This window comes from Pseudokineococcus sp. 1T1Z-3, assembly GCF_037482365.1.
Taxonomy (GTDB): domain Bacteria; phylum Actinomycetota; class Actinomycetes; order Actinomycetales; family Quadrisphaeraceae; genus Pseudokineococcus.
Genome location: NZ_JBBHZF010000026.1, coordinates 516273 through 540362 on the forward strand (window position 1 = coordinate 516273; position 24090 = coordinate 540362).

Sequence of the window (24090 nt, forward strand, 5' to 3'; positions counted from 1 at the left end):
CGTGGCGGCCGTGTCGTCCGAGGAGCCCTCGATGCGCCCCGAACCCTGGCACCTGCTCGTCCTGCTCCTCGTGGTCCTCATCATCTTCGGTGCCAAGCGTCTGCCCGACGTGGCCCGGAGCGTCGGCAAGTCGATGCGGATCATGAAGACCGAGGTCAAGAGCCTGCGCGACGACGACTCCGACGAGCCGAGTCCCTCCCCGGGGAGCACCGGGACGTCGAGCCCCGCCGAGCCGCCCCGCCCCCTGGAGGGTCGCGCGGTCGACGAGGCGCGCGAGCACCAGCGCGAGGCAGACCAGCAGCACCGCCCCTCCTCCTGACCGGTGGCCATCCGGACGCCCAGCCGGCGACGGCGCAACCCCGAGGGACGGATGCCCCTGGGGGCCCACCTCAGGGAGCTGCGGAACCGGGTCGTCGTGGTGGCGGTCGCGGTCACCGTCCTGTCCGTCGTCGGCTGGGTCTTCTACGACGAGGTCTTCGCCGTCCTGGGCAGGCCGCTGGCCGTCGCCGCCGCAGAGGCTGGGCGTGAGGACGACGTCACCCTCAACATCGGCAGCGTCGTCGGTGTCTTCGACCTCAAGGTGCGCGTCTCGGTCTTCACCGGCGTGCTGCTCGCCAGCCCCGTCTGGCTGTGGCAGCTGTGGGCCTTCATCACCCCAGGCCTGACCCGGCGGGAGAAGCGGTACGCGACCGCCTTCGTCACCGCGTCCGTCCCGCTCTTCCTCGGTGGCGTCGCCCTCGCCTACACGGCCCTGCCCCGCGCGGTCACCTTCCTCGTCGAGCTGACGCCCGAGGGCATCGTCAACCTGGTCGACACGAGCATGTACCTCGGCTTCGTCATGCGGATCCTGCTCGCCTTCGGCATCGCCTTCCTCCTGCCGGTGGTGCTCGTGGCGCTCAACGTCATCGGCGTCCTGCAGGCCCGGAGCATGCTCAGGGCGTGGCGATGGGTCGTGGTCGTCAGCTTCGCCTTCGCCGCCGTGGCCACGCCGAGCCCCGAGGTGACGGCGATGTTCTTCCTCGCGGTCCCCATGACGCTGCTCTTCTTCGTCGCCATCGGCATCTCCGCGCTCAACGACCGCCGCCGCGCGCGCCGGGACCGCGAGGAGGGGTACGGCGGGCTCGCCGACGAGGAGGTCAGCCCGCTGTGACCGGCGCCGTGCGAGCATCACGGGCGTGAGCGACCCGGCCCTCGTCTGCCTGCTCACCAACCCCGCCTCAGGCGCCGGTCGCGGCCAGGGCGCCGCCGACGCCGCCCGCCACGTGCTGAAGGCACTCGGTGTGCGTGTCTTCGACGCGACCGGCAGCAGCGCGTCCCGCTCCCTGCGGCGGGCGCACGTCGCCGCGGCCGGGGCCGACGCCGTCGTCGTCGTCGGCGGGGACGGGATGGCCCACCTCGGCGCCGAGGTGGCCACCGCTCACGACCTGCCGCTCGGCATCGTCCCGGCGGGCACGGGTGACGACGTCGCCCGCGGCCTCGGCCTGCCCTCGGGCGACCCGGCGGCGTCGACGAGGCGGGTCGTCGCCGCCCTGCGGGAGGGCCGGGCCCGGTCCGTCGACGTCCTCGGCGTCGCGGGTGGCGACGGCGCCGGCGCGCCCGAGGCCAACGGCTCCCCGGCCGACGACGGCGAGCGGGTCGTGCTCGGCGTCGTCTCCGCCGGCTTCGACGCCGCCGTCAACGCCCGCGCGAACAGCTGGCGGTGGCCCCGGGGCGGCTCCCGTTACGTCCTCGCCGCCGCCCGCGAGCTGCCCGCGCACCGGCCGCTGCGCTACCGCCTCGTCGTCGACGGCGTGGTCGAGGAGCGCGAGGCGTTCCTCGTGGCCGTCGCCAACACCTCCTCGATCGGCGGGGGGATGCAGATCGCGCCCGACGCCGACCCCGGCGACGGCCTGGTCGACCTCGTGACCGTCGACGCGCTGCCCGCGCGGGAGGTCGCCCGCGTCTTCCCGCGGGTCTTCAGCGGTCGTCACGTCGAGCACCCCGCCGTCACGGTGCGCCGGGCCCGGGAGGTCGAGCTGTCCGTCGAGGCGGGCGGGGGGTACGGGCCCGACGCCCCCCGCAGGGCCACGGCCGGGCGGGACCGCCGCGGGCGCCCGCACGGCCCGGCGCCGGCGTTCGGCGACGGCGAGCGGCTCGGTGACCTGCCCCTGCGGGTGCAGGTGCGCCCCGGGGGCCTGCGCGTCCTGTCCTGAGCGCGCGCCTACGCTGGCCGCATGCCGTCACGACGACGTCGCTCCGGCAGCACCGGCCCCAAGGGCAGCCCCGGCGGGCGGACGAAGCGCCCCGCGCCGGCCCGGGACGCCGAGGTCGACGAGCTGCCGCCGGCCGCGCGCTACGCCGCCGCCCGCCGCCGCGCCGAGGCCGACGTGGGCGCCGGCGTGGCGGCCGGCCAGGCCGACGGGGCCGGGCCGGCCACCGGCGGTCAGGGCACCGGCAGGGCGGAGGTCACCGCTCCCGACGAGCTGACCCGCTTCCGCGAGGCGCTGCCCTTCCGCCTCGACGACTTCCAGGTGCGCGCCTGCCGGGCGCTGGAGGCCGGTCGCGGCGTCCTGGTCGCCGCGCCGACGGGCGCGGGCAAGACGGTCGTGGGGGAGTTCGCCGTCCACCTCGCGCTCGCGACCGGACGCAAGGCCTTCTACACGACGCCGATCAAGGCGCTGAGCAACCAGAAGCACGCCGAGCTGGTCGAGCGCCACGGCGCAGACCGGGTCGGGCTGCTCACCGGTGACGTCGTCGTCAACGGCGACGCGCCCGTCGTCGTCATGACGACCGAGGTGCTGCGGAACATGCTGTACGCGTCCTCCCCGGCGCTGGCGGGCCTCGGGTACGTCGTCATGGACGAGGTGCACTACCTGGCCGACCGCTTCCGCGGACCGGTGTGGGAGGAGGTCATCCTCCACCTGCCCCGTGAGGTGCTCATCGCCTCGCTGTCGGCCACCGTCAGCAACGCCGAGGAGTTCGGCGCCTGGCTCGACACCGTCCGCGGCGGCACCGAGGTCGTCGTCTCCGAGGTGCGGCCCGTGCCGCTGTGGCAGCACGTGCTGACCGGACGCTCGGGGCTGCTCGACCTCTTCGTCGGCGCGCAGGACCAGGCCGTCGCCGGCGGCTCGGTCGACGCCGAGGAGGCCGGCGACGTCCGGCCGGCCGTCAACCCCGAGCTGCTGGCCATCGCGCGGGACGAGGACCGCAGCGCCCGGGCGCTGGGCGGGCGCGGTGCCCCACCGCCCCGGGGCGGCCGGCGGCGCCGGGGCGGCTACCCGCCGCACCGGCCCCGCGGGCAGGGCGGCCACGGGCAGGGGGCGCAGGGGAGCGGTCCGGTGGGTTCCTCCCACCGCGCCCCGAGCCGGGCGCACGTCGTCGCCGCGCTCGACGACGCCGACCTGCTGCCCGCCATCACCTTCGTCTTCAGCCGCAACGGCTGCGACGCCGCCGTGCGCCAGTGCCTGGCCGCCGGGCTGCGGCTGACCACGCCGGAGGAGCGGACCCTGATCCGCGCCACCGTCGAGGCCGCGTGCGCCGACATCCCCGACACCGACCTCGCCGTGCTCGGCTACTGGGAGTGGCTGGAGGGCCTGCAGCGCGGCGTCGCCGCCCACCACGCCGGGTTGCTCCCGCGCTTCAAGGAGGTCGTCGAGGACCTCTTCAGCCGCGGGCTGGTCCGCTGCGTCTTCGCGACCGAGACGCTCGCCCTCGGCATCAACATGCCGGCGCGCTCGGTGGTGCTGGAGAAGCTGGTCAAGTTCAACGGTGAGTCCCACGCCGGCATCACGCCGGGGGAGTACACCCAGCTCACGGGCCGCGCCGGGCGCCGCGGCATCGACGTCGAGGGCCACGCCGTCGTCCTGTGGCAGCCGGGGCTGGACCCCGAGCAGGTCGCCGGCCTCGCGAGCCGGCGCCTGTACCCGCTGCGCTCCAGCTTCCGGCCGACGTCCAACATGGCCGTCAACCTCGTCGACACGGTCGGGCGGGCCCGGGCGCGCGAGGTGCTGGAGACCTCCTTCGCCCAGTTCCAGGCCGACCGCGCCGTCGTCGGCCTCGCCCGCAAGGCGCGCACGCAGGAGGAGGCGCTCGACGGGTACGCCGAGGCGATGGCGTGCCACCTCGGGGACTTCACGGAGTACGCCGCCCTGCGCCGTCGGCTCTCGGAGCTGGAGAAGGAGGGCAGCCGGGAGGCCTCACGGCGTCGGCGCGCGCAGGTGCTGTCCTCCTTCGAGGGCCTCGCCGTCGGCGACGTCGTCCGCGTCCCGGGCGGCCGGCGCGCCGGCACCGCCGTCGTCCTGGACCCGGGCGCCGCCGGCGGCCTGGAGGGCCCGCGGCCCACGGTCCTCACCGAGGAGCGCGAGGTGCGCCGGCTGTCCGCGCACGAGGTGCCGGGCGCGGTGGAGGTGCTCGGCCGGGTGGAGGTGCCCACCGGTTTCGCCGCCCGCGACCCGGGGGCGCGCCGTGAGCTCGCCGGTGCCCTGCGCGCGGTGCTCGCCGAGGGCGGGGAGGCGGTGCGCCGACGCCCGCGGGCGGAGGGCCGGCGCCGTGACGGCCGGCCCGAGGGCCCGGGTGACGAGGCGGGCAGGGTGCGCGAGGACACGCTCGACGACCTGCGCCGCCGGCTGCGCCACCACCCCTGCCACGGCTGCCCCGACCGCGAGCACCACGCGCGCTGGGCCGAGCGGTGGTCGACGCTGCGCGGGGAGACCGACGGGCTGGTCCGCCGCATCGAGGGTCGCACCAGCGGCATCGCGCGGGTCTTCGACAAGGTCTGCGACCTGCTCCTCGAGCTCGGCTACCTCGCGGAGGTGCCTCCCGCCGAGGCCGACCTGGCGCCCGACGGCACCCGCGTCACGGGGGAGGTGGAGGTCACCGGCGCCGGGCGGCGCCTCAAGCGGGTGTACGCCGAGAAGGACCTGCTCGTCGCCCAGTGCCTGCGCGAGGGGATCTTCTCCGGCCTGGACGCCGCGGGCCTGGCCGCCGTCGCGACCTCGCTCGTCTTCGAGGCCCGGCGCGAGGAGGTCGGCGTCGGGCCGCGCACCCCGCCCGGGGCCGTCGGCGCCGCGCTGCGGGAGGTCGTCGGGCTGTGGTCGGACCTGGAGGACCGCGAGCGGGCCCACGGCCTCACGCCCACGTCGGCGCCGGACGTCGGCCTCGCGGTGCCGATGCTGCGGTGGGCCCAGGGTGCCCCGCTCGCGACGGTGCTCGAGGAGGCCGAGGGCCTGGAGCTCGGCGCCGGCGACTTCGTGCGCTGGTGCAAGCAGACGGTCGACCTCCTCGACCAGGTCGCCGGGGCGGCAGGGGAGGACAGGGCCCTGCGCGCGGCCGCGCTGGAGGCCGTCGAGCGCGTCCGTCGGGGCGTCGTCGCCTACTCGGTGGTCGCCTGACCGGGTCGCCCGGCCGGGTCGTCCGGCCGGGTCGCCCGGCCGGGTCGCCTGACCGGGTCGCCTGACCGGGTCGCCGGAACAGTCGCCTGAGCGGGTCCCCGCCGCCGGGCCTGACCCTCAGGTCGAGGGTCAGCGGCGCCGGTCGGCGTCGTCGACGGCAGCCGTCGGCAGGTCGAGGGCCCCCAGCAGGCGGCGCAGGCTGGAGGCGATGCCGTAGCGCCCCGCGAGGCGGGCGAGCGCTGCCGGGTCGGCCGGTGCGGACGGCAGGCCGTCGTCGTGGTCGGGCAGGTCGGCGTCCCGCAGGACCCGGACGACGGCCGGCGCGGCGTCGAGGTAGCCGGCGGCCTCGGCCAGGCGGGTGCGCTGGGCCGGTCGCAGCGACGAGCCGGGGTCCTCGGCGGCGGCCCGGACGCCGTCGAGGTCGCCGAAGCGCTCCAGCAGCGTGGCCGCCGTCTTCTCCCCGATGCCGGGCACGCCGGGCAGCCCGTCGCTCGGGTCCCCGCGCAGGACGGCGAGGTCGGCGTAGCGGTCCCCATCGGCGACGCCGTAGCGCTCGACCAGCCGAGCGCCGTCCACGACCTCCAGGTCGCGGACGCCGCGGGAGGTGTACAGCACGAGCACGCCGCCGTGGTCGTCGTGCTCGCCCGTCCGGGCCCCCAGCCCGGCGAGCTGGAACAGGTCACGGTCGCCCGTGACGACCTCCACGGTGCGACCCTCGCCGAGCGCGCGGGTCGCCAGCGTGCCGATGACGTCGTCGGCCTCGCAGCCGGGCGCGCCGACCCGGGCGAGCCCGACGGCGGCGAGCGCCTCCGCGATGACGGGGACCTGCGGCCCGAGGGTGCGCGGGGCCTCCTCACCGCCGTCGGCGCCCACGCGATGGGCCTTGTACGAGGGCACGGCGTCGACCCGCCACTGCGGGCGCCAGTCGTCGTCCCAGCACGCCACGAGCCCGCCCGGGCGACGCTCGGCCACGAGCCGGGCGGTCATGTCGAGGAAGCCGCGCAGGGCGTTGACCGGCGTGCCGTCGGGGGCCGCCACCGAGTCCGGGATGCCGTGGTAGGCGCGGAAGTAGAGCGACGCCGCGTCCAGGAGCAGCAGCGGCCGGTCAGGGCGGTCCATGCGCGCGAGCCTAGGGCTGCCCAGCCGGGCCCCCGCCGCTCCCGGCGGCCGCGCGCGGACGGCACGCCCCGGTCGAGACGACCACCACGCCGGCGGGTCAGCGGCTCCCGGGCGCACCCGGCCGGCGCACCGGGCACCCGGCTCCCCGGTGGGCGTGCGGGAGCGGCCCGCGCGAGTCGACGACGACCGGGGAGGGGCCCGGCGCGACGGCACGGGCAGACTCCACCCGTGAGCAGCGACGCACCGAGCCCTCTCGCCGACGGGCGCCCCGCCCGCGTCCTGTACCTCGCGGCGTCGGTGTACTCCCCGGCGGACCCCTTCGCGACGGCGCTGCTCGTCGAGGGCGACCGGGTCGCCTGGGTCGGCTCGCACGAGGCGGCGCTGGCCCGGCGCAGCGGCGTCGACGTCGTCGTCGAGGCCCCCGGGGCGCTGCTGACGCCGGCCTTCGTCGACGCCCACGTGCACGTCACCGAGACCGGCCTGGCCCTCGGCGGTCTCGACCTGGAGGGCGCCCGCAGCGCCGTCGACCTTCTCGAGCGGGTCGCCGCGGCCGCGGCGCGGACGCCCGGGGCGACGGTGCTCGGCCACGGCTGGGACGACGGCGGCTGGCCCACGGGGCCGGCCGGGAGGGCGCTGCCGTCCCTGGGGCAGCTCGACCGGGCCGCGGGCGGCGCGCCGGTGCTGCTCTCGCGGACCGACGGCCACAGCGCCCTGGTCTCCTCGGCGCTGGCCGCCCGCGCCGGGCTGGACGGCCGGCCGGAGGAGGGCAGCGCCGTCCTCGTCGGGGCGGCGCACGCGGCGGCGCTTCGGGCCAGCCGCGACCTGGACCCCGCCACCCTGGACGCCGCCCGCCGCCGGTCCCTCGGCGCCGCCGCGGCCGCCGGCGTCGCAGCCGTCACCGAGTGCGGGGCGCCCCACCTGTCCACCCCGGACGACCTGAGGGCGCTGCGGGCGCTGTCGGAGACCGGCGAGCACCCCGAGGTGCTCGCCTACTGGGGCGCGCTCGCGGCCGACGAGGGCCAGGTCGCGGCGCACCTGGCCGACGTCGAGGGCGCCGGCGTCCTCGGCCTCGCCGGCGACCTCTGCGTCGACGGGTCGCTCGGCTCCCGCAGCGCCGCGCTGCGCGAGCCCTACGCCGACCTGGCCGCTCCTGACGCGCGCGCCCGGGGCCTGCCCGCCGACCACCGCGGCGACCTGCACCTGGACGCCGACGCCGTCGCCGCCCACCTCGTCGCCTGCACCCGCGCCGGCGTCCAGGCGGGCTTCCACGTCATCGGCGACGCCGCCTGCGACGCCCTCGTCGACGGGCTGCTGGCCGCCGAGGCCACGCTCGGCACGCCCGCGCTGGCCTCCGGCCGTCACCGCGTCGAGCACCTCGTGGCCCCGGACGCGCGTGCCGTCGCCGAGCTGGCCCGCCTCGGCGTCCTCGCGAGCGTCCAGCCGGCCTTCGACGCCCGGTGGGGCGGCCCCGGGGGGCGCTACGAGCAGCGGCTGGGGCCCGAGCGGGCCGCGCGGCTGGCGCCGCTGGCCGACCTCGCCGCCGCCGGCGTCCCGCTGGCGCTCGGCTCGGACGCGCCCGTCACGCCCTACGACCCGTGGGGCGGGGTCCGGGCGGCCTCAGCCCCACGGCCGGACGGCGACCCTCGGCCGGCCGGGCTGTCGGCCCGTGCCGCTTTCCTCGCCTCCACGCGGGGCGGCTGGCGCGCGGCCCGGCGGGACGGCGAGGGCGTGCTCGTGCCCGGCGCGCTCGCCACCCTGGCGGTCTGGTCGGTGGGCGACCTCGTCGTCCAGGCCGCCGACGCCCGCGTCTCCACGTGGAGCACCGACCCGCGCTCGGGCGTGCCGGGGCTGCCCGACCTCACCGCCGGGGCCCCCGAGCCGGTGTGCCTGCGCCTGCTGCGGGCCGGGCGGGTGCTGGCCGACACCGGCGACCTCAGCTGAGCAGGACGGTGCACCCGTCGGCCCGTCCGTGGGGAGGACCTGGTGAGCCCGGCGAGGTGGTCGCCCGCGGCGACCAGGCACCGCCCCTGACCTGCGACGACGCAGCGTCGTCGCAGGTCAGGGCGGTAGACGCCCACCCGTCGAGGCAGTTGACAGCCAGGCGGGCGCGAGTACCTTCGTCAGCGGCCACCGCGCCTCGTGGTGGAGCAGCGACGGGCCCGTCCGCCCCGTAGACAACGTCCGCAGACCCCGGCCCCACCGAGGCTCGGGCGGCCCGAAGGGCGGGCGGGTCCGCCCCCTCGCGGGACCTACCCTGGCGTGGTGGTCCTTCGCCTACCCGTCCTCGTCCGCGTCGTCGCGGCGCTGAGCGGTGGCGTGGCGCTCGCGGCCTCCTTCCCCGAGCCGGGGTGGTGGTGGCTCGCCGCCCCCGCCGTCGGGCTGCTCGTCGCCGCCGTCGCCGGCGTCGGCGTGCGCACCGGTGCGCTCGTCGGGATGGTCTTCGGGCTGGCCTTCTTCCTGCCCCTGCTGCGCTGGACCGCCGAGTACGTCGGCCCGGTCGCGCACTCGCTCGCGGTGCTGCAGGCCGCCTTCTGCGCCCTCGCGGGGGCGCTCCTCGTGCTCGTGCTCCGATGGACGCCGGGTGCCGGCGCCGTGTCGGCTCAGGGGCCGGTCCCGGGCTCCGGGTGGGCCCCGCCGCCCTCCGGGGTGCTCGTCCTGCAGGCCCTCGCGGCCGGTGGTGCCTGGACCGGCGTGGAGGCCCTGCGCGCCCGCATCCCCTTCGGCGGCTTCGGCTGGGGCCGCGTCGCCTTCTCCCAGGCCGACGCACCCACCCTCGGCCTCGCCGCGGTCGGCGGCGCCCCGCTCGTCTCCTTCGCCGTCGCGACGACGGGAGCGGCGCTGGCCCTCGTCGCCCTGCGCCTCCTCGTGGCCCTCGCCGGCCGGCGGAGTGCTGCGGCCGGCACGGCGCCGCCCCCGCGCACCCGGGCCCTGGCTGCCCTCGCCGCGCCCGCGCTGCTCGCCGTCGCCGCCGGCGGCGGGGGAGCGCTCGTCCCCCGGCCGGTCGAGGCGGAGGCAGGCACCCTCACCGTGGCGGCGGTGCAGGGCGACGTGCCCGCACCGGGCCTGGAGTTCAACGCCGAGCGGCGCGCCGTCCTCGACAACCACGTGCAGGGCACGCTTCGCCTCGCCGAGGCCGTCGCGGCGGGCGAGGTGCCCCAGCCCGACCTCGTCGTCTGGCCCGAGAACGCCAGCGACATCGACCCCTTCACCAACGCCGACGCTTACCGCACGATCGACGAGGCCGCCCAGGCCGTGGACGCCCCGCTCCTGGTCGGGACGCTCGTGCGCGGCAGCCGCGGCACCGGGCTGGCCGCGCCGGAGGGCGCGGCCGGGGCGGAGGAGGACGCCTTGCGCAACGTCGTCCTCGCCTGGGACCCCCAGACCGGTCCGGGGCAGGTCTACGCCAAGCGCCACCCGGTGCCCTTCGCCGAGTACGTCCCCTACCGGGACTTCTTCCGCACCTTCAGCCCGGCCGTCGACCTCGTCCGCGCCGACATGGTCCCCGGGCAGGTGCCCGGCCTGCTCGAGGTCGCCGGGACCAGCGTCGGGACGCTCATCTGCTTCGAGCCCGTCGTCGACGGCCTCGTGGACGACGTCGTGGCCGGCGGGGCGCAGCTGCTCGTCGTGCCGACCAACAACGCCACCTTCGGCTTCACCGACGAGAGCGTGCAGCAGCTGGCGATCTCCCGCGTCCGCGCCGTGGAGGAGGGGCGGGCTGTCGTCCACGCCTCGACGGTCGGCGTCTCCGCGGTCATCGCCCCGGACGGCAGCACCGGGCGCCGCACTCATCTCTTCACGCCCGACGTCCTCGTCACCGAGGTGCCGCTGCGGACGACCCGGACCCTGGCGTCCCGGCTGGGGGCCTGGCCCGAGGTCGGGCTGTCGGTCCTGGGCGGCGTCGTCGCGCTCGCCGGGGCGCTGGGTGGGCGGCGGCGCCGCGACGACGCACCGGCCGCCGAGGGCGCCGGCACGGACGTCGACCCCGAGCCGGTCGCGGTGGCCCCCGGGAGCGCACGGTGAGCACCTCTCGTCGTCAGCCGGGGCGTCGTCCGCCGGGGCGAGGTCAGCCGGGTCGGCGGCGGTGGCTGGCCGCCGTACCGCCCCTCGTCGTCGCCGTCGAGCTCGTCGGGATCCTGCTCGTCGGAGACCTCGTCGGCGCCGGGTGGACGGTGCTGCTCCTGCTCGCCGGTGTCGTCGTCGGCGGGCTCGTGCTCGTACGCGGCGGGCTCGGCGGCCTGCGCCGCGTCGCCGAGGGAGCCCGTCAGCGTGCGGCGACGGCGTCCTCTCCCGCCGACCTCGAGGGTGCCCGCACGGGCCGCGAGCTCGCCGACGCCGGTCTGGTCGTCCTCGGGGCGCTGCTGCTGATGGCGCCGGGCTTCGTCTCCGACGTCGCGGGCCTGCTCGCGGTGCTCCCACCGACGCGACCTCTCGTGCGACGTCTGCTGGGTGCCCTCGCCGGGCTCGTGGCCCTGCGGGTCACCGGGCTGCGCCGCGGCGACGTCGTGCCCGGCCGCGTCGTCGTCGACGAGGCCGGTCGGGGTACCGGTGCTCCCGGCCACGGGCAGGAGGCGCCGGGCGGCACGGGTGACCCGCTGCGAGGCCGGGTCCTTCCCCCCGCGGACCAGGACGACCCGCCCCACGGGTGAGACCCGCCCCGCGGGGTCCGGGACCAGGCGCGCGGCACGACCAGGACCCGAGGCGCCGGCACGACCACGGCCCGAGGCGCCGGGACGACGACGGCCGCCCCACCGTCGGGTGGGGCGGCCGTCGTCGTGGGCGCGCGCTCAGGCGGTGCGCTTGGCGTGCAGCATCCCGTTGCGCAGGAGCTCCAGCCGCTCGTCGAGCAGCACCTGGAGGTCGTCCTTGGAACGGCGCTCCAGGAGCATGTCCCAGTGCGTGCGCGGCGGCTTGCCGGGCTTCTCGTCGGGGCGAGAGGCGTCGCGCAGCAGGGCCTGCTCCCCGCACCGGCACTCCCACAGCGGGGGGACGTCGGCCTCCACCGACAGCGGGACCACGGTGCGGTGGTCGTTCGAGCACACGTACTCGCGCATCTGCCGGGGCGCCGGCTCGACGCCGGTGTCCGACTCCAGGCTCGCTGCGCCCAGTCGGGTGCCTCTCAGGCTCCGGTCGGCCATGGTGAGCCACCTCCATCCTCATCTGCAGCCGGCGCCGCAGGGTGGGGGCGCCGGTGTACTCCCGCCGTCAACGGACAAGGGGGTCCAGTGTGTTCCTGCCGTGGCTGAGTGTCACCTGGCAGTACACACCGTCACTCCAACGAGTGTCCGCCCCACTGACGACTTCGGTACCAGACCCTGTCCCGGATGCCGCGGACCGGTGCTGGGTCCTCAGACCCGCCGCGGCTGGTCGCGCCCGGCGTCGGCGATGCCACGGCGGACGTCGACCCGCAGCAGCAGCACACCCCCGACGACGAAGAAGGCCACGAGCGAGGCGATGGCTGGTCGGTAGGAGCCGGTGAGCTGGAAGACCAGCCCGAAGACGAGCGTCCCGAACCACGAGGTCCCCCGCTCGGCCGCCTGGTAGAGCGCGAAGTACTGCGCCTCCCGGCCCAGCGGCACCAGCTGGCTGAAGAGCGAGCGCGAGATCGCCTGGGTGCCGCCCAGGACGAGGCCGATGGCCGTGGCCAGGGCGAGGAAGAGGCCGAAACGGCCGGGAGGGAGCAGGAAGCCGGCGGCGACGACGCCCGTCCAGGCGACGAGCGACCAGAGGATGGTCCGCCAGGCCCCGAAGCGGGTCGCGAGCCCGCCGAAGACCAGGGCGCCGACGAAGGCGACGGCCTGGACCAGGAGGATGGCGGTGATGAGCTGCGTCTGCGGCAGCCCCAGCTCGACCGTGCCGAAGAGGCTGGCTGCGTAGATGACCGTCTGGATGCCGTCGTTGTAGAAGAGGTAGGCGACGAGCATGAGCAGCGTCATCGGGTAGCCGCGGGCGTGCCGGAAGGTCTCCGCCAGCTCGCCCACGGTGCCGCCAAGAGCCCCGCGGCTGCGCGCCAGGGCCCCGCCGTCACCCGTCCGATGGCGCCGCGGCGTCGAGGGCGCCGTGCGCAGCGGCCGGTCCCGCAGGCCGAGCACCGGCACGAGGCTGAAGCCCCCCCACCACAGCCCGGCGGTGAGCAGGCTGATCCGCACCGCCTCGGACTCCGTCAGCCCGAGGGCGTCCCGACCGGAGACCAGGGCGAGGTTCGCGGCGAGCAGGAGAAAGCCGCCGAGGTAGCCCAGCGCCCACCCGCGGCTGGAGACGGCGTCGCGCTCGTCGGGCCCGGCCAGGTCCAGCAGCAGGGCGTTGTAGACCACGAGCGAGGCGCCGAGGGAGGCCCCCGCGACGACCTGCAGGACGACGCCGAGCTGCCAGTCGGTGCCCGTGACCGCCACCATCGACGCCGCGGCCGTGGCGCCGACGAGCGCGAAGGCGCCGAGCAGGAGGCGCTTGCGCACGACCCGGTCGCACAGCGCCCCGACGAGGGGCAGCAGCAGCGCGGACAGGGCCGTCGAGACCGTCGTCGTGTACAGGGCGAGCGAGCCCGGCGCGACCGGCACGCCGAGCACCGAGAGGGTCTGGTCGCAGCCGGCGCCCGCAGGCAGGTCCGGGCAGGCCGCCGCCGTGGCCACGGCCGTGAGGTAGGGGGCGAAGAGCACCGTGCCGGTCGTCGTCACGTACGCCGAGTTCGCCCAGTCGTAGACGTACCAGGCGCGTCGCTCCCGCCGCAGCGCGGCAGAGGGCCCGGCCGGTGGACCGGCGGGGGAGGGGCCCGCGGCGTCCCGGCTCACGCGGGACCACCCGCGCCGCCGGCACGTCCTCGGGCCGCGAGCACCTGGGCGGCGAGGTCGGTGCGGTCGGTCATCACGCCGTCCACCCCCAGGTCGAGGACGGCGTGCAGCCCGGGGACGTCGTCGACCGTCCACACGTGCACGAGGACCCCGGCCTCGTGCACCGCCCGCACCAGCGCGGGCGTCGCGACGCGGACGGGCACCTGGAGCACGTCGACGCCGGCGAGCGCTCGGGCGAGCACCGCCCGGCGCACCGGCGGCGGCAGCGGCGCGGTGGCCGCGGCCACGACCGCCGCCACGACGGGGGCGCCGCCGGAGGTCGCCGTCGTCGGCGGCAGGGCGCGCACGACGGCGCGGCGGCGGCGCTCGGAGAAGCTCGCCACGACGACCCGCTCGTGCGCGCCGTCCCGGCGCAGCAGGTCGACGAGGGGGGCGACGGCACCCGCCGTCTTGACGTCGACGTTGAGGACGACGCCGGGGAAGGCCTGGAGCACGTCCTGCAGCCGGGGCACGGGCTCGGTGCCGCCGATACGGGCCCGGCTGACCTGCGCCCAGGTGAGGTCGGCCACGGCGCCCCGGGCGTCGCAGACCCGGTCGAGCCGGTCGTCGTGGAAGGCCACGACGACGCCGTCGGAGGTGACGTGCACGTCGGTCTCCAGGACGTCGGCGCCGAGGTCGAGCGCCGCCGCGAAGGCGGCGAGGGAGTTCTCGTGGCCGGCGGGGGAGAAGCCGCGGTGCGCGACGAGCAGCGGGCCCGGCGCCGCGAGCGCCGGAGGCAGCGGCCGGGCGCGCCTCACGCGCCGACGGCGCGCTGGGCGAACTCGAAGTGCCACGGCTCCGGCTTGGCGCCGCCGGCCTTGGCCCACGAGGGGTGGAAGAAGCCGTAGAGCGGCGCCCGCGAGACCATCCACTCGTGCTGGGGGGTGCCGAAGGTCTGGACGCCGCCGCACAGGTCGACCGCGCGGCCCAGGCCGTGCTTGCTGGTGCCGGGCGTGGCGGCCAGCGCGGGCTTGCGGGCCTTCACCGAGATCTGCTCGGGCAGCGACCGGTAGGAGTCGGTGACGCAGATGGGCGTCCCGAAGACCGTGGCGTAGTCCCGGCTCATGGCGTCGAAGGCGCGGGCGGCGTCGCCACGCAGCTGGTGGCCGGGTGCGCTCTGCAGGGGGCACAGCGCGGAGGCGGGGATCTCCCCGTTGGGGTAGGCGCTGAGGTCCGTCGTCGAGCACCCGCCCGCACCCGCCGGCAGGTCGGCCAGCACGGCGCTGGCCGCCCGCTGGGCCGCCGGGTCGCGCGAGGAGTCGAAGGCGGAGCCCGCGGCGGGGTCAGGGGCCAGGCGAGCACCGGCGCCCGGCGCCGACGCGCCGGCGGGCAGGCCCAGCTCGGCGCGCGTCGCGGCCAGCCGGGCGTCCAGGGCCGCGGCCAGGTCGCGCTGCTCGGCGAGAGCCGCCTCGGCCGCCGCCGCCTGCGTCTCCGCGTCGGCCTGCGCGGCGACGGCCTCCTGCTCGGCCGCGGCGGCCCGCGCGTGCGCCTGGTCGGCCAGCGTCTTGGCGTCGAGCGCGCCGCGGACGCTCTGGTTGCGGTGCCGGCCCACCGCGTCGTAGAGGCTCAGCTGGTCGCCGACCTCCGCCGTCGTCCGGCTGCCCAGCAGCGCGGCCGCGACGGGCAGCGCGGTGACGTCCTCGGTGCCCCGGTAGCTCGCGCTGGCCCAGCGGCCGACGGCGGAGCGCTCGCGGGCGACGACGGTGGCGGCGGTGGCGGCCACCAGGCGCTGGCGCTCGACCTCGGCCACGGCCTCGTCGTGCCGCACGCGGGCGGCGTCGCGGGCCTCGAGGGCGGCGCCCGCCCGGCCCGAGACGGCGAGCAGCTCGGTCATCGCCTCGGCCGACGCGGCCATCGCCGTCTCGTAGGCGGCCAGCGCGGCCGGGTCCGGGCCCGGGGCGCTCGGCGTGCCGGTCGAGGCCTCGCCGTCGGCGCCCTCCGGCACCTGCCCGGCTGGCGCCTCCTCGACCGGGGCCTCCTCGAACGGGGCCTCCTCGACCGGGGCCTGCTCGACCGGGGCCTGCTCGGTGGGTGCCTGCTCGGTGGGCTCGGGCGAGGGCGGGGTGGTCGGCGACGGCGACGGCGCCGGGGCGGGCGCGGGCCCGGGGGCCGGGCTGGGCGAGGCCGTGACCGGCGCCGGTGCTGGAGGAGCAGCTGACGACGCGGGGCCAGAGGTCGGGCTGGCCGTCGAGGTGGCCGAGGGGACGGCGGCCGAGGCGCTCGCCCGGGCCGGTGACGCGGTGGCGGTGGGGACGAGCGCGCCCGCGCAGAGCACCGCGGTCGCGAGCGGGGCCACGGCCCGCCAGGACCGGCGCGTGCGGGCACCGTCCGGTGCCGTCGTCCGGGCGCCGCCCAGAGGCCCGTCCCCGTGGGTGTGCCCGTCGTGCCCCTGCCGCGCCCTGCTCACCGCTGCTCCTCGACCTGTCCGACCCTGCCGCCCGATCCCGTCCGACCCAGCATCGGCAGGCCCCTCGACCTCCTGGAGCCGGGGCACCGACGCGGGAGCCTGGCCCACGTCCGCGGCCTCCCGGTGACGACCGGGTGACGGCGGGGTGGGGCTGGGGCCGCCTCAGCGGCGGGAGCGGTACATGGCCTCGACGTCCTCGGCGAACTCCTCCAGGACGACCGGCCGCTTGACCTTCATGCTGGGGGTGAGCTGGCCACCCTCCTCCGTGAGGTCGACGGGCAGCACCCGCACCCGCTTGATGCCCTCGGCGGAGGAGACGGTCTCGTTGGCCGCGTCGACCGCGGTGCGCAGCTCGGCGAGCAGGTCGGGGTCCTCGGTCAGCTCGGCCACCGGGGTGGCGGGCCGGCCCTGCTGCTCCAGCCAGGCCGCGACGGCCTCCTCGTCGAGGGTGATGAGCGCACCGATGCTGCTGCGGCCGTCGCCGACGACGACGGCCTGGCTGACGAGCGGGTGGGAGCGGACGGCGTCCTCCAGCGGGCCGGGGGAGACGTTCTTGCCCGAGGACGTCACGAGGATGTCCTTGGAGCGGCCGGTGATGCGCAGGAAACCGTCGGCGTCGAGCTCGCCGAGGTCACCGGTGGCGAACCAGCCGTCGGCGTCCAGGACGGCGCTGGTGGCCTCCGCGTTGCCGAGGTACTCGCGGAAGACGTGCCCGCCGCGCAGCATCACCTCGCCGCCCTCGCTGATGCGGACCTCGAAGCCGGGCAGGGCCTTGCCGACCGTGCCGACGCGCTGCTCGGTGGGGGTGTTGCAGGTGGCCGCCGCCGTCGTCTCGGTGAGGCCGTAGCCCTCGAGGATGGTGACCCCGATGCCGCGGAAGAAGTGGCCGAGGCGCTCCCCGAGCGGCGCGCCGCCCGAGACGGCCCACTCGGCCTGGCCGCCGAGGGCCGCCCGGAGCTTGCCGTACACCAGCCGGTCGAAGAGGGCGTGCTGGGCCCGCAGCAGCAGGCCCGGACGACCGGTGTCCTGGGCCTTGCTCCACGCCGTCGCGACGTCGGAGGCGCGCTGGAAGATCGCACCCTTGCCCTCGGTGGTGGCCCGCCGCCGCGCGGTCTCGTAGACCCGCTCGAACACGCGGGGGACGGCGAGCACGAAGGTCGGGGAGAAGGTCGGCAGGTCCCGGGTGATGCGGGCGACGTCGCTGTGCCCCATCCGGGAACGGGCCATGAGGACGGCCACCTGGATCATCCGGCCGAAGACGTGCGCCAGCGGCAGGAAGAGCAGCGTCGAGGACCTCGGGTCGGTGAACAGCTCGGGCAGCCGCTCGACGGCGGTGCCGCACTCGACGAGGAAGTTGCCGTGCGTGAGCACGCAGCCCTTGGGGCGACCGGTGGTCCCCGAGGTGTAGATGATCGTGGCGACGTCGTCGCGCGTGAGCGCGGCGCGGCGGCGGGCCAGCTCGGCGCGGCCCTCCTCCGCCCGCTCCGTGCCGGCGGCGACGAGGTCCCCGAGCGTCGGCAGCACGCCGGTGGCACCGCCGTCGACGACCCACGAGGTCCGCAGCTCCGGCAGGTCCCCCCCGACCTGGGCGAGGGTCTTCGCGTGGCTGGGGGTCTCGACGAAGCAGGCGACGGCGCCGGAGTCCTGCAGGATCCACCGCAGCTGGTCGGGGGCGCTCGTCTCGTACACCGGCACGGTGGCGGCGCCCGCGGCCCAGATGGCGGCGTCCAGCAGGGTCCACTCGTAGCGGGTGCGGGCCATGAGGGCGACGCGGTCCCCGGGGGCGATGCCCGAGGCGAGCAGCCCGAGCGCGACCTCCTCGACCTCCTCGGCGAAGCGGGCGGCGGTGACGGGCTGCCAGCCGCCGCCGGCCCGGCGCGAGAGCAGCTCGCGCTGCGGCTCCTGCTCGGCCGCCCGCGCGACCACCTCGACGAGGCTCGCCGGCGGGTCGACCTGCCACCACCAGGTGCGGCTCGTCGCGGCCGAGGCGGTGGAGGGCTTCGCTGCGCTCATGCGGGCAGCCTAGGAGACAGGCAGGGGCCGGTCGCCGGCATCGGCCACGTGCTTCGCCCGCCGTCGCAGCGTCGCGGCCGGCGCGTCGCGGCCAGGTGCGTTGGCCCGCCCGCGAGGCAGGCCCCACAGTGTCCCCGGACCGGCCGGACGGCCGGGGCCGTGAGGAGACCCTGAGATGACCTTGCTCGAACGTCTGCGCGACGCTCGTCGCCCCCAGCGCGTGGCCGTCGTCGACGACGCCGAGACCGTCCACGAGCGCGCGGTCGACGCGGTCGTCGAGATGCGCCCGCCGCGGATGCACCCGAAGAGCCGGTTCGGCCGCCTGGAGCAGGCCGCGACGGCCGTGGCGCTGTGGGTCCTGCGGGTGCTCGTCATCGTCGTCGGCATCGTGGCGCTGCTGTGGGTCGTCCAGCAGCTGTGGGTGATCGTCCTGCCCGTCATCCTCGCGCTCATCCTCTCCACGATCCTGTGGCCGGGGGTCAAGGTGATGCGCAGGGTCATGCCGGCGGCGCTGGCGGCCGCCATCGCGCTGCTCGCCTTCCTCGGGGCCATCGTCGGGCTCTTCGCCCTCATCATCCCGCGCGTCATCTCCCAGGCCGCGGGCCTGCAGGACCAGGTCGTGGGTGGCTTCGAGACCGTCCAGCAGACCATCACCGACGCCACGGAGAACGGGCTCCTCGGCGTCGAGGGCGACCAGATCACCCAGTGGATCGACCAGGGCGTCGAGCGCATCCAGTCCAGCGCGGAGGACATCGCCGGGTCCCTCGGCGGCGGGCTGCTGACGGGCCTGACGACGGTCGGCTCCGCCCTCATCACCCTGCTGCTCGTCCTCGTGCTCGCGTTCCTCTTCACCAAGGACGGCCCCCGCTTCCTGCCGTGGCTGCACCTGTGGAGCGGCAGCAAGGTCGCCGACCACATCGACGAGCTGCTCGGACGGGTGTGGAAGACCCTCGGCGGGTACATCGGCTCGCAGGCGGCCGTGGCTCTTGTCGACGCGGTGTTCATCGGCCTGGGGCTGTGGGCCCTCGGCGTGCCCTTCCCCTTCCCGCTCGCCGTGCTCGTCTTCTTCGGCGGGTTCATCCCCATCGTCGGTGCCGTGGCGACCGGCATCATCGCCGTGCTCGTCGCGCTCTTCGCCAACGGACCTTTCACGGCCCTGCTGGTGGCCCTTCTGGTCCTGGCGGTCCAGCAGGTCGAGAGCAACGTCCTGCAGCCGATCCTCGTCGGCAAGACCCTCGCGCTGCACCCGGCCGTCGTCATCCTCGCGGTGACGGCGGGCGGCACGCTGGCCGGGATCATCGGCGCCTTCCTCGCCGTGCCCGTCGTCGCCGTCACCACCGTGGTGCTCCGCTACGTGCGCGAGGCCGTCATCGACGAGGAGCCCGACGGGGGCGGCGGCAAGCCGCCCATGTCCCCTGGGCAGAAGAAGGAGGTCGAGCGCCTGGCTGACGAGGGCGAGGACACGACGAAGGCGACCGAGGGCGCGACGCCCTGAGCCCGGGTCCTGAGCCGGGGTCGTGAACCGGGCGCACGTGCTCGCCGGTGGCGGGACGCCTCGTGCATGCCGTGGCCGGCTCGCCCGGGGGTGAGCCTCAGGAGCCGACGCTGACCCGGAAGAGGCGGCGCGGGTCCTGCAGCGCTGCGGGGGGCTGGGCGGCGGCGCGCGGCAGACGCCCGCCCCAGCGCACCGCCCGGCGGTGCGGGGCTGGGGCACCCTTGCGCGGGACGAAGGTGTAGTCGCCGACGACCTCGCCGACGAGCAACGCCTGCTCGCCCTCGATGGGCAGCCCGACCTCGTCACCGATCTTCAGGTCGTGGACGAAGGCGTCGAGCTGGCGCAGCTCCTTGCCGGGCCGACGCTCGGGGTGGATGCGCTTGAGCAGCGCTCGCACGTCGGGCTCGGGCAGGTCGCCGGGCTCCTCGCCCTTGGCCGACGCCCGGGCGGCCTCGGCCTCACGGGCCAGCCGCCCGGTCTCGGCGAGGCCCTCGACGACGTCGACGTCGACCCCGGAGCCGGTCGAGAGGCCGATGACGCCGTCGGCGAGGAAGGCCGCGAGGGTGGCGGCGTCGCCGGGGCGCACCACCCACAGGGGCTGCCCGTCCCGCTCGGGCCGCACGAGCGGCTCGCTCGGCTCGGGCCAGGCGTAGGGCAGGTCGTCGGGGTCACCCGCGAAGACCTCGCCGTAGGTGTCGGGCTCCTTGCGCAGCAGCGCGGAGCGGTGGCTGCGGTGCACGACGTCGTCGCCCAGCCACGGCGGCAGGAGGTCCGCACGCGCGAGCTCGTCCTGGGGGAGACCCACGACTTTGGGCGCGAACTCGCCGATGAGGTCGGCCGTGCCGTCCGCGTGCCCGCGCCGGCACCACGCGTCCACGCACGCCAGCCCGTAGACGACGAGCGCCGGCGTCCACCCCCGCCACATCAGCACGGCCGGGTGGTTGGCCCAGCCGTAGTCGGGCAGCTCCAGCGCGCGCAGGATCTGCAGCGTCTCCACCCTCTGCTTGCCCAGCCTCGGGGAGTCGAGGACCTCTGCGCTGCGGGCGAAGTCGGGGTAGGGGAGGAAGGTCTGCACGGAGCCATCCTCGCCGGTGACGGCAGGAGGGGCCTGACCGCGGGCCTGCCCGGACGTCGCGGCCCCGACCTCCCGGCCCCGAGGCCCCGCCCCGTCGTCCCAGCCCTGAGGCCCCGCCCCGTCGTCCCGGGCCGGCCACGTCCACCTAGGTGGCGCTCGTCAGCGCCTCGCTGGCGACCCACAGCTCGGCGGCGAGGCGCTCGTCGTAGGAGGTCACGGACGACCGCGCCGGGGCCAGGACGCCCTCCTTGCACTGCAGGTACGTCCCCGACGCCTCGGTGAGCCGGGGGTCCGCGGCGACGCCGGCGAGGCTCTGACCGGCGAAGCTCGCCGTGCTGCTCGTCACGCCCGCGCGCCTCATCGCCCACTTCACCGCTCGGGTGCGCGCGACGCGCTGGGCAGCGGGTGGCATGGTGCGCAGCAGCCCTGTCTCGGGGACGGAGCCGGGGTCGAAGGCGATGGCGCTCCGGGCGCTGCCGGTGCTCCGCATCCGGCGGTGCAGCTCGTAGGCGTACATCACCTCGCAGAGTTTGGCGGTGGAGTACCGCTTGCCGAAGGGCGGCAGCGACCGGCCGTCCTTCCCGGCGTGCGCCAGGGCCTGCGCGTCGGGGAGGAGGGCCCGCCCGACCATCCTCCCGTCCGTGGTGTCCGGGTCGTGGGTCCCGCTGGCGGTGAAGACGACGCGAGCGGTGTCGGTGAGGACGGGGAGGAGCGTCGTCGTCAGGAGGAGATGACCGAGGCAGTTGGTCGCGAAGGTGAGCTCGTACCCGTCCGGGCTGTACCGGACCGGCCCGCGGAACTGCGCGCCCGCGTTGCAGAGCAGCGCAGCCGGCGCCCCACCGTCCCGGCCTGGACCATCGCGGTCAGCTGCTGGCTGCCCTCGCGCACCGAGACGAGGGACGCGACGTCCATCTCCACGCTCGTGACCTGCACGCGGTGCTGGGCCTGGAGGTCCGCGGCGAGGAAGTGCATCGCCGGCAGGTCCCGACCGGCCAGGACCAGGTCCCAGCCGTAGTGGGCCGCCAGGTGGCGGCTTGCCTCGCGGCCGATGCCGCCGTGGCCTCCGGTGATCAGGGCAGTAGGCATGAGAGCTCCTCGAAGCTGGGGAGACGGGTGTCGCGGGGCAGGTGGCCCGTCGTCCCGGGCAGCTGGAGCCGGCCGGGGACGTCGCCTGGTCGATCCTGGTCCGGCCGCGGACGGGCGGTGTGGCCCTGCGAGGGCCAGGCTCGGGGCTGGTGGTGCGGGCACACTGCTGGCCGTGAGCACCGTGACGCTGGGCCAGGCGTTGCGCGCCTGGCGCGAACGCCTGAGTCCTGTGGACGTCGGGCTTCCCCGGCCGAGGAGCGCGCGGCGGACCCCCGGTCTGCGTCGCGAGGAGGTGGCCTGGCTGGCTGGCGTCTCCGCGGACTACCTCCAGCGCCTGGAGCAGGACCGCGCCACGCCCAGCGCAGCCGTGGTCGACGCGCTGGCGAGGGCGTTGTGCCTCACCCGCGAGGAGGCCGACGAGCTGTCCAGGCTGGCCGGGCACGCCCCGCGAGGTCGGGGGGTCGTCAGCCGGCACGTCACCCCAGGCGTCCAGCGCATGGTGGACCGCCTGCGTGACGTGCCGGTGGCCGTCTACGACGCGACTTGGGACCTCGTGGACGCCAACGACCTCTGGCTGGCCCTCTTCGACGACCCGGTCGTGAGGACACGGCGAGGGACGGTTCGGTCGGAAGACCTGGAGGGCAACGTGCTGTGGCGGCACTTCACGGGCGGCAGCCGCATCGTGCACGCCGACGTCGACGCGCACGAGCGCTCACTGGTCAGCGACCTGCGGGGCACGGCCCTGCGGTACCCCCAGGACCCTCGGGTGGTGTCGTTGGTCGAGGCGCTGGTGGCGAGCAGCCCTCGGTTCGAGCACCTGTGGCACCAGCCTGACGTCGCCCGGCACGCCGGCCAGCGCAAGACAGTCACCGGTACGTCGGTGGGTGACCTCAAACTCGACTGCGACGTCCTGACCGCGCACGACTGCGACGTGCGCCTGGTCGTCTTCACCGCCGCCGACCACGCCGCGGCGGGCGCCCTCGACCTGCTCCGGGTCACCGGCCTGCAGGTAGGACTCCTGGGTGCCTCCTCGAGACCGCCGACGCCTGACGGCGTGGACGTCGTGCGGCCCGGGTCATGAGCAATGCGCACCCTCGACCGCTTGGCGGGGTCTTAAGCCGATAATCGACGTTATGACATGACTAGTCGACGCCGACGTGAGCGACGCCGCCGGCGGGGCCGGGGTGCAAGCCCTGCGAGGGGGGCCTCAGCCTTGCGGCCGCTGGTTGCCTCAAGGTGCTCCTCCTCCACGCCGAGTCCCCAGCAGGTGCCACCCTTCGGCGGAGCACATCGTGGACTTGTGAGGGGGGCGCATGCCGAGACGGCAGTCGGACCGCGGGCGTGGCAGTCGTCGCTGGACGACGCGACGCCGCACGTCGGTGCTCACCGTCGTCCTGAGCGCCGTGCTCATGGTTCTGGCAGCTCCGGCCCTGGCGCAGCCGCAGGACTCCACGGTGTTGACCTCACCCGACGGCCGGTACCGGCTGGCCGTCCAGGCCGACGGCAACGCCGTCGTCTATGCCGGCGCCCGGCCGGTGTGGGCGACCATGACCTTCTCCCCGGAAGGGGTGGCCCTTCGGCACCAGTCGGACGGCAACCTCGTCCTGTACTCGACATCCGGACGTCCTCTGTGGAGCTCGCAGTCCTACGGCTCCACGCGGCTGCTGCTCCAGGACGATGGCAACCTCGTGGCGTACGCCGGCAGCACGCCCGTCTGGTACAGCGGCTGGGACCGCGGGCTCGTCCTGTCTCCCGGGCGGTCTGACCAGCTCGCAGCAGGGATGCAGCTGTCCCCCGGTCAAGAGCTGCGCAGCCCGGACGGCAGGACGAGGCTGTCGCTGCAGCAGGACGGCAATCTCGTCGTCTACCGCGCGGACGGCACGCCGCAGTGGAACAGCGGCACCTTCGTCCGTGGCGTCCGCCTCGTGCAGCAGGCCGACGGCAACCTCGTCCTGTACACGCCCGCCGGTCGGGCGGTCTGGCACTCGGGGACCTACGGCGGCGCCGCCCGCCTGGCCGTCCAGGACGACGGCAACCTCGTCGTCTACCGGGGACGAACGCCCGTCTGGTACACGGGGTGGGCCGGCGCCCGCACCACACCGGGCCTGCCCTTCTTCGACGTGACCACCCTGACGGTGACGCGAGACCAGCTCGGCGCCACCTGGCGTCCCGGCTGCGTCGACCCGACCAATCTGAGGCGGGTGCTCCTGCCGTACTACGGCGCCGACGGCGTCGCCCACCGCGGCGAGCTGGTGCTCCATCGTTCCGCCGTCGAGCCGGTGGTGCGTGCCCTGCGGACCGCCTACGAGGGACGATTCCCCATCGAGCGGATGGAAAGCGCGGCCCGCTACGGCGGTGACGACGAGGCCTCGATGCGCGCCAACAACACCAGCGCCTACAACTGCCGCCCGGGCGAGCACAGCAACGGGACGGCCGTCGACATCAATCCTCTCGTCAACCCGTACGTCCAGGGCGGCACCATCCAGCCGGCGACGGCCGGCAGGTACGTCGACCGCGACCAGAACGTCCCGGGGATGATCAAGCCTGGCGACGTCATGGTTCGGGCCTTCGCCGCACAGGGGTGGGGTTGGGGCGGCTCGTGGCGGAGCCTCAAGGACTACCAGCACTTCAGCGCTAACGACCGGTGAGCGGCGCGAGAGCCCCGACGACCTCCGCCGACGCCTCGACCTGCAACAACGGTG

Annotated in this window: 19 protein-coding genes; 10 read left to right on the top strand and 9 right to left on the bottom strand. The window is 76.2% G+C overall.

Annotation, left to right across the window (positions count from 1 at the left end; genetic code table 11):
- Nucleotides 1-31: 31 nt before the first annotated feature.
- Genes tatA through WDV86_RS14500 form a run of 4 tightly spaced genes read left to right on the top strand, consistent with a single transcriptional unit; the run spans nucleotide 32 to nucleotide 5369 of the window.
- Nucleotides 32-319 (top strand): Sec-independent protein translocase subunit TatA, encoded by a 288-nt coding sequence (tatA, locus tag WDV86_RS14485; protein WP_339568342.1) that lies wholly within the window; start codon nucleotides 32-34, stop codon nucleotides 317-319.
- A 51-nt stretch (nucleotides 320-370) separates the two neighbouring features.
- Complete coding sequence (gene tatC, locus WDV86_RS14490; RefSeq protein ID WP_339568343.1) at nucleotides 371-1150, top strand: twin-arginine translocase subunit TatC; 780 nt, start codon at nucleotides 371-373, stop codon at nucleotides 1148-1150.
- A 25-nt stretch (nucleotides 1151-1175) separates the two neighbouring features.
- On the top strand, nucleotides 1176-2192 hold the full coding sequence (locus WDV86_RS14495; RefSeq protein ID WP_339568344.1) for a diacylglycerol/lipid kinase family protein: 1017 nt from the start codon (nucleotides 1176-1178) through the stop codon (nucleotides 2190-2192).
- Nucleotides 2193-2213: 21 nt separating this feature from the next.
- The gene (locus WDV86_RS14500) at nucleotides 2214-5369 is read left to right on the top strand and encodes a DEAD/DEAH box helicase (protein ID WP_339568345.1); all 3156 of its coding nucleotides are present in this window, start codon (nucleotides 2214-2216) and stop codon (nucleotides 5367-5369) included.
- Between the two features lie 129 nt (nucleotides 5370-5498).
- Here the strand turns inward: WDV86_RS14500 and WDV86_RS14505 are convergent, their stop codons facing one another.
- Entirely contained in the window at nucleotides 5499-6488 is a 990-nt protein-coding gene (locus WDV86_RS14505) for a 5'-3' exonuclease (protein WP_339568346.1), read from the bottom strand.
- A 228-nt stretch (nucleotides 6489-6716) separates the two neighbouring features.
- Between WDV86_RS14505 and WDV86_RS14510 the strand changes: the two genes are divergently transcribed.
- From WDV86_RS14510 to WDV86_RS14520, 3 genes are all read left to right on the top strand, one after another.
- Nucleotides 6717-8429: an amidohydrolase gene (locus WDV86_RS14510; protein WP_339568347.1), complete on the top strand. Its 1713-nt coding sequence runs from the start codon at nucleotides 6717-6719 to the stop codon at nucleotides 8427-8429.
- A gap of 318 nt (nucleotides 8430-8747) precedes the next feature.
- A complete protein-coding gene (gene lnt / locus WDV86_RS14515) occupies nucleotides 8748-10508 on the top strand; it encodes an apolipoprotein N-acyltransferase (RefSeq protein ID WP_339568348.1) in 1761 nt (586 codons plus the stop codon).
- Complete coding sequence (locus tag WDV86_RS14520) at nucleotides 10505-11134, top strand: FxsA family protein (RefSeq protein ID WP_339568349.1); 630 nt, start codon at nucleotides 10505-10507, stop codon at nucleotides 11132-11134. Before lnt ends, WDV86_RS14520 begins: the two co-directional genes overlap by 4 nt.
- A 138-nt stretch (nucleotides 11135-11272) precedes the next feature.
- Here WDV86_RS14520 and WDV86_RS14525 read toward each other — a convergent pair whose 3' ends face one another.
- The 5 genes from WDV86_RS14525 to WDV86_RS14545 all read right to left on the bottom strand — a co-directional run bounded on the left by WDV86_RS14525 (nucleotide 11273) and on the right by WDV86_RS14545 (nucleotide 17732).
- Nucleotides 11273-11623 carry an RNA polymerase-binding protein RbpA gene (locus tag WDV86_RS14525; RefSeq protein ID WP_339568350.1) on the bottom strand — a complete coding sequence of 117 codons (351 nt, stop codon included), beginning with the start codon at nucleotides 11621-11623 and terminating at the stop codon, nucleotides 11273-11275.
- Between the two features lie 210 nt (nucleotides 11624-11833).
- Nucleotides 11834-13273: an MFS transporter gene (locus tag WDV86_RS14530; RefSeq protein ID WP_339568351.1), complete on the bottom strand. Its 1440-nt coding sequence runs from the start codon at nucleotides 13271-13273 to the stop codon at nucleotides 11834-11836.
- Entirely contained in the window at nucleotides 13270-14070 is an 801-nt protein-coding gene (locus WDV86_RS14535; RefSeq protein ID WP_339568352.1) for a glycerophosphodiester phosphodiesterase family protein, read from the bottom strand. The genes WDV86_RS14530 and WDV86_RS14535 overlap by 4 nt, the downstream gene beginning before the upstream one ends.
- Complete coding sequence (locus tag WDV86_RS14540; protein WP_339568353.1) at nucleotides 14067-15719, bottom strand: D-alanyl-D-alanine carboxypeptidase family protein; 1653 nt, start codon at nucleotides 15717-15719, stop codon at nucleotides 14067-14069. The genes WDV86_RS14535 and WDV86_RS14540 overlap by 4 nt, the downstream gene beginning before the upstream one ends.
- Nucleotides 15720-15881: 162 nt before the next feature.
- Nucleotides 15882-17732, bottom strand: a complete 1851-nt coding sequence (locus WDV86_RS14545; RefSeq protein ID WP_339568354.1) for an AMP-dependent synthetase/ligase — start codon at nucleotides 17730-17732, stop codon at nucleotides 15882-15884.
- Between the two features lie 175 nt (nucleotides 17733-17907).
- Between WDV86_RS14545 and WDV86_RS14550 the strand changes: the two genes are divergently transcribed.
- A complete protein-coding gene (locus tag WDV86_RS14550; RefSeq protein ID WP_339568355.1) occupies nucleotides 17908-19227 on the top strand; it encodes an AI-2E family transporter in 1320 nt (439 codons plus the stop codon).
- A gap of 97 nt (nucleotides 19228-19324) precedes the next feature.
- Here the strand turns inward: WDV86_RS14550 and WDV86_RS14555 are convergent, their stop codons facing one another.
- The 3 genes from WDV86_RS14555 to WDV86_RS14565 all read right to left on the bottom strand — a co-directional run bounded on the left by WDV86_RS14555 (nucleotide 19325) and on the right by WDV86_RS14565 (nucleotide 21388).
- Nucleotides 19325-20302: an MSMEG_6728 family protein gene (locus WDV86_RS14555; protein ID WP_339568356.1), complete on the bottom strand. Its 978-nt coding sequence runs from the start codon at nucleotides 20300-20302 to the stop codon at nucleotides 19325-19327.
- 145 nt (nucleotides 20303-20447) lie between these two features.
- Nucleotides 20448-20933, bottom strand: a complete 486-nt coding sequence (locus WDV86_RS14560; RefSeq protein WP_339568357.1) for a hypothetical protein — start codon at nucleotides 20931-20933, stop codon at nucleotides 20448-20450.
- An 89-nt stretch (nucleotides 20934-21022) separates the two neighbouring features.
- Nucleotides 21023-21388, bottom strand: coding sequence for an SDR family NAD(P)-dependent oxidoreductase (locus WDV86_RS14565; RefSeq protein WP_339568358.1), 366 nt, complete (start codon nucleotides 21386-21388; stop codon nucleotides 21023-21025).
- A gap of 172 nt (nucleotides 21389-21560) precedes the next feature.
- On the opposite strand from WDV86_RS14565, the gene WDV86_RS14570 reads away from it, so the two are divergent.
- Both WDV86_RS14570 and WDV86_RS14575 read left to right on the top strand, forming a co-directional pair.
- Nucleotides 21561-22469, top strand: a complete 909-nt coding sequence (locus WDV86_RS14570) for a helix-turn-helix domain-containing protein (RefSeq protein WP_339568359.1) — start codon at nucleotides 21561-21563, stop codon at nucleotides 22467-22469.
- Between the two features lie 232 nt (nucleotides 22470-22701).
- Complete coding sequence (locus tag WDV86_RS14575) at nucleotides 22702-24036, top strand: M15 family metallopeptidase (RefSeq protein WP_339568360.1); 1335 nt, start codon at nucleotides 22702-22704, stop codon at nucleotides 24034-24036.
- The last annotated feature ends 54 nt before the right edge of the window (nucleotides 24037-24090 follow it).

What these genes read in the sequence shown, in the direction of transcription:
- WDV86_RS14500 (WP_339568345.1), top strand. Translation starts at nt 2,214, where the DNA reads ATGCCGTCACGACGACGTCGCTCCGGCAGCACCGGCCCCAAGGGCAGC.
- tatA (WP_339568342.1), top strand. Translation starts at nt 32, where the DNA reads ATGCGCCCCGAACCCTGGCACCTGCTCGTCCTGCTCCTCGTGGTCCTC.
- WDV86_RS14565 (WP_339568358.1), bottom strand. Translation starts at nt 21,388, where the DNA reads ATGCCTACTGCCCTGATCACCGGAGGCCACGGCGGCATCGGCCGCGAG.
- WDV86_RS14560 (WP_339568357.1), bottom strand. Translation starts at nt 20,933, where the DNA reads ATGGTCGGGCGGGCCCTCCTCCCCGACGCGCAGGCCCTGGCGCACGCC.
- tatC (WP_339568343.1), top strand. Translation starts at nt 371, where the DNA reads ATGCCCCTGGGGGCCCACCTCAGGGAGCTGCGGAACCGGGTCGTCGTG.
- WDV86_RS14545 (WP_339568354.1), bottom strand. Translation starts at nt 17,732, where the DNA reads ATGAGCGCAGCGAAGCCCTCCACCGCCTCGGCCGCGACGAGCCGCACC.
- WDV86_RS14525 (WP_339568350.1), bottom strand. Translation starts at nt 11,623, where the DNA reads ATGGCCGACCGGAGCCTGAGAGGCACCCGACTGGGCGCAGCGAGCCTG.
- WDV86_RS14505 (WP_339568346.1), bottom strand. Translation starts at nt 6,488, where the DNA reads ATGGACCGCCCTGACCGGCCGCTGCTGCTCCTGGACGCGGCGTCGCTC.
- WDV86_RS14550 (WP_339568355.1), top strand. Translation starts at nt 17,908, where the DNA reads ATGACCTTGCTCGAACGTCTGCGCGACGCTCGTCGCCCCCAGCGCGTG.
- WDV86_RS14575 (WP_339568360.1), top strand. Translation starts at nt 22,702, where the DNA reads ATGCCGAGACGGCAGTCGGACCGCGGGCGTGGCAGTCGTCGCTGGACG.